Source organism: uncultured Thiohalocapsa sp. (assembly GCF_913063425.1).
Classification (GTDB): Bacteria; Pseudomonadota; Gammaproteobacteria; order Chromatiales; family Chromatiaceae; genus Thiohalocapsa.
The window spans coordinates 1-4,668 of the sequence record NZ_CAJXYK010000105.1 but is presented as its reverse complement, the minus strand read 5'-3'; the positions used below and the strand labels follow the sequence as shown (position 1 = coordinate 4,668).

Genomic DNA, 4,668 nt, shown 5'->3' with positions numbered 1-4,668 from the left:
TCCCACTCGATGGGCTGCACGGCCGTGTAGCGCAGCGCGAACGGATGCTGTTGCGGCACGGCGTCGATGGTCTCCCGCGCCCGCTCGATCCGGCCCAGCGCCACGTCGATCCACACCGCCTCCAGCACGTCCGGCAACTGCCCGAACAGGCCCGCGATCTGCTCCAGCCGGCTCGACAGCAGCGCATGCACCCGGTCCTCGACGGAGCCGGCATAGCGCAGGTTGCAGATGTCCACGGTGTCGCGGCGCTGGCCGATGCGCTGGATGCGGCCCTTGCGCTGCTCCAGCCGTGACGGGTTCCAGGGCAGGTCGAGGTTGATGAGCGTGCCGAGGCGGTGCAGGTTCAGCCCTTCGGAGGCCGCATCCGTGCCGATGAGCAGGCGGATGGCGCCGTCACGCACCTGCTCCTTCAGCGCGTCCCGTGGCAGGCGTTGCAGCTCGCCGTCCCGGATGAGCCCGGAGCGCCCGGCGCCGGCATACAGGCCGATGGGCTCAGCCGGCAGCGTGGCGCTCAGCTGCTCGGCCAGCCAGTGGGCCGAGTCGTAATACTGGCTGAACAGGATGCAGCCGAGCGCCAGCCAGCCGTCGTCCAGCAGCAGCCGACGCACCGCGTGCAGCTTCGGGTCCTGCTCCTGGTTTGCGGCCAGCGCCTTCAGGAATCGCTCCAGCAGTGTCCGCTCTCCACCGGTGAGGGTCTTGAGCTCGGCGAGCGTCTCCTCATCGTCCTCGGCGTCGTCGAGCGTCTGCCAGTCGTTCAGTAGGCGCTCCACGGTGCGCCGGCCGGCCTCCATGGTGCTGCCGACGCGGCGCAGCAGCATGCTGCGGAAGAAACCGGTGTTGGTGCGCTCGCCGAGCAGCCCGCAGAATTCCTCGGCAAGGGCATAGGCGTCCGCGAGAAAGGGCGGCAGCCGGATGGCATCGTCGTCGCCCTCGCCATGGAGGCGAACCTTCACCGGCCGCAGCAGCGGCTCGCCGGTCTCCGGGTCCGGCGTCGTCTCCAGATACTCCCGGGTGCGCAGCACGATGTGGCGGATGAAGGGATTTGCGTGCTTGAGAAAGCGTGGGAAGACCCGGCGCACCCGGGCACGGTCCGGTGCGCTCAGGCGCTCGAAGCTGTCGCCATCGGCACAGCATTGGGCATCGGCCATGCGCAGCGCCCGGCGCAGGGCGGTGTAATCCGGCCCTTCGGCCGCCGGCGGCAGCGGGTTGCGCATCCAGGCCCACCGGCCCAGAGCATCCGCGGGTGGCTCGGCCTGGCCCAGCAGCAGCTCGATGGCCTGCCGCGGCTTGCGCCAGGGGCTGCCGATGCCGCCCAGCACCGCGTCGCTGCCGCGCGCGAGGGCGTCCAGCAGGTCCCAGGCCTCGATGGGGTGCAGCTGCACCGGTGTTGCCGTGGCCAGCAGCAGGCTCCGGGTGCGCGGCGCAATGTCCCAGAGAAAGCGCAGCAAGTTGTTCGGCTGCGCCGGCTGATAAGCATTCTGCGCCGACAGGTTCCGCCGGCGCGCACGGTGTGCCTCGTCCAGGATCACGCACTCGAAGCGCATGTGCCGGAGCCAATCCGCCGCCTCGGTGCCCGCGGTGATGAGCCCGGTGGAGACGATGCCGACGCGACGCGGGCAGCGCCTGATGTCGGCCGGCCCAGCCACCGGATGCTCGACGCCGTGCTCATCCCACCAGGCGTTGCCGCTCCAGACCGCGGAGGGCATGTCGAGCAGACTCGCCATCTCCCGCTGCCATTGCCACACCAGCGGCTTGGGCGCCAGGATCAGCACCGGCCTGCTGCCCACCAGCGCCATCAGCTGCGCGGCCAGCGCGAGCTGGATGGTCTTGCCGAGCCCCACCTGGTCCGCGAGCACCAGGCGCGCACCATGCGGGCCGCGGTGGGCCTCGAAGGCGAGCTTGATGAAGTGCTTCTGGTGCGCCCAAAGGCCGTCCTCGCGGCGATAGATGGGCGTCTCGATGATGGGCGCCGCCGGCTCCGGCTCCGCCTGCCAGGCGTCCAGGTCCGGCACCACCACCCGCGCCGCGATGCGCGCGATGTCCTGCACCACCGCGTCCGCCAGGTCCAGCGCGAAGGGGGACGCCCACAGGGCATCGAACTCCTGCTGCACCCAGTCCACCGCCGCCGGGTCGTCGTCCTCCCACAGCAGCTCGTAGTTGAGCCGCCAGGCGGTTTTGGACTCGTTGACGCTGCCGAGGAAGGCCGTCCTGCTGCCGTCGGCGCGGGTGATGACGCCGGCCTTACCGTGAATCAGCCCGAAGTGCACGTCCGGCAGCACCCGCACCTGAAGTTGGCCGCTGGCGAGGAACCGATGCAGCCGTGCAAACCGGGGCCTGGCGGCGTCCGGCAGGCGCTCCGGCTCGCTCGCGCACCACTCCCGGCGCAGCGCCGCCTGCGCCGCGCGCTGGGCCGTGCGCACGTCGCGCGGGTCCACCACGGAGTTGCAGACCATGCGCACCGGCCCGGCCATGCTCTCCAGCGCCTCCCCGGCCACCTCCAGGATGGACGACGAGAAGAAGCCCGCGATGCGGTCGTAGGCGCGCGCGCCCGCGAGCCGGTCGTTCAGGAAGTGCCGGTCCAGCGGGGTGCGGCGGGAGCTGTGGCGGTTGATCATCGGCCCGGAACCCTGCAAAGCCATCGCGTGTCGGGCTTGGGTCGAGCGTCCGGCTCAAGGTCGGGCGGAATCGCCGCGCACCTCCACCAGCCGCGCGGCATAGGACAAGGCCGCGCGAACATCCTCCGCTTCAAGGTATGGATAGTCATCCAGGATCTCGTCGGTGCCGGCGCCCGCCGCGAGCATGTCCAGCACATCGCTGACGCGAAGCCGCATGCCGCGGATACAGGGCCGCCCGCCGCAGGCCGTCGGGTCGATGGTGATACGTTGCTCGGGCATGGATGCTCCAGGTGAGGGTCGATACTAAAGAGCTTTTCGGCTTCGCCGAAATCTACCAGCAAGCCGGGAGCAACCGGAACGGTACGCGCGCTCTTCCCGCATGTGACAAAATCCAGATAGACACACGCGGCTGACGCCCGGCCCCGGCGATAGGTCATCTCCAGCGTCCCAAGCGCGCTGCACCGGCGACGATACCGGTGACACGCGGCGCTGGAGCGCCGGCCAGACACTCCCACGCTGGAGCGTGGGAGCGAGGCGGGGCGCGTGGGCTCGTTGCCCTCAAGCCGCCAACGGCACCCGCAGATCGATCTCGTCCCAGGGCACGCGGACCTGGTCGCCTGCGTAGACCTCGATGATCCCCAGCTCGCTCAGCAGCGCCAGATCCTGCGCCAGGGGTTCTTCGGCCCGGCCGGTCAAAGCCGGCAGGTCAGCCGTGTGAAGAGGGCCGTGCTGGCGCACGAGCCGGATCAGTTCCCAGCGCTGCGGCGTCAGTACGGCCAGGAGCTCGGCCAGACTCTCGAAGCCGATGTGCTCCATGGGCGCGAGCGACTCACCCCGCTCCGCTCGCTCCCAGGTGTCGGCGAAAGCTTCCATCGCCGCCTGCGGTGTCGAGACCTCGACACGCAGCACACGAGTCTCAGTGTCAGTCATCATCAAAGCTCCGCACATCGGCCCAAAAATCGCGAAGCAAGGTCCGCACGTCGGTGAAGTGGTAGGGCGCCTCGCGCTCGCCCAAGTGCTTGTGGTCTCCCTTGCCGCGCTCGTTGTCGTACCCGATCACGCGCGCTCGGTCACGAATATAGACCAAACGATATTTCAGGCCATGGGGCCAAGACTCAGAGCGCTCCGGGAGCCGCCAGATCACCATCTCGATCAGACCGCCACGGTATGTTTGCCGGCGGTGGAGAAGCTTCTCTGCCTTGGCCATTGATGTGATCGACAAACTCAGACCTGCTCATCCTGCTGCCATGCTACACGCTGTCCTGCCGCAGCAGCCCGGCCAGCAGCCGGGCGGCCTCGGCGTCGCGGCGCCAGTGCGCCATGGGCAGCCGGGCCAGATACTCGGCGAGTGCCACCAGGTGCAGGCGCCGGCTCCAGTAGTCCGCGGCGAGCTCCGTCTTGAGATAGGTGCGGCCCACCGCCGGGTCGTCGCCGGCGGCGGTCTGGTAGATGGCATAGAGGCAATGGCGCAGGGGCGAGCTGCCGAAGCCCTCGGTGCCCCACTCGCGGCGCTGGAATTCGCTCGCGGTGCTGAGCCGGGTCTGGTTGGCGCGGTCGCTGTGCAGCATGTACCGATAGTCCCGCACGCCGAGCCCCCGGGCGAATTCCATGAAGACGCCGCTGCGGTAGTCGCCGTGGGATTCCACCTCCAGACACTTGAGGTAGAGCCGCTCTTCCGGTGACAGCCGCCGCCAGACCTCGCCCTCCAACCCCGGCGGCACCAGGTGGTTGCTGGCGGTGCGCACGGCGTCCTCGATGATGCGCACGATGGGGGACTTGTCGCGGTCTGTGCGCTCGCGGGCCAGCTCGTAGGCCACGTCCAGGTCCTCGATGTTGGCGTACGCGGTCAGCACCCGCAGCGCCGCCGCATAGGCCGCGAGCTGGTAGTCGGCGTCCGAGAAGTTCGGGTCGTCCTCGTCGTCCAGCGCCAGCATGGCGTCGAGCTGGGCCTGCACCTCCGTCTCCACCTGCGGCACCAGCTCGTCCAGGAAGGCCATGTCGTCCCCGTGGCGCTTGCGCAGCACCATCAGGACCGTGCCCTGGACGTAGTTGC

General features: G+C 69.5%; 4 protein-coding genes and 1 pseudogene. All 5 read right to left on the bottom strand.

The annotated features are described in order from the left end of the window. Positions 1–2,615 (bottom strand): phospholipase D-like domain-containing anti-phage protein (locus tag QZ607_RS25605; RefSeq protein ID WP_295889059.1); only part of this gene is annotated, 2,615 nt, incomplete at its 3' end. Positions 2,616–2,669: 54 nt separating this feature from the next. Then, positions 2,670–2,894, bottom strand: coding sequence for a DUF433 domain-containing protein (locus QZ607_RS25600; protein WP_295889057.1), 225 nt, complete (start codon positions 2,892–2,894; stop codon positions 2,670–2,672). Positions 2,895–3,173: 279 nt separating this feature from the next. Then, complete coding sequence (locus QZ607_RS25595) at positions 3,174–3,545, bottom strand: hypothetical protein (RefSeq protein ID WP_295889054.1); 372 nt, start codon at positions 3,543–3,545, stop codon at positions 3,174–3,176. After that, positions 3,538–3,837, bottom strand: a complete 300-nt coding sequence (locus QZ607_RS25590) for a DUF6516 family protein (protein WP_295889051.1) — start codon at positions 3,835–3,837, stop codon at positions 3,538–3,540. The genes QZ607_RS25595 and QZ607_RS25590 overlap by 8 nt, the downstream gene beginning before the upstream one ends. Positions 3,838–3,865: 28 nt before the next feature. Then, a pseudogene (locus QZ607_RS25585) lies at positions 3,866–4,668 on the bottom strand (DNA methylase); the annotation flags it as partial.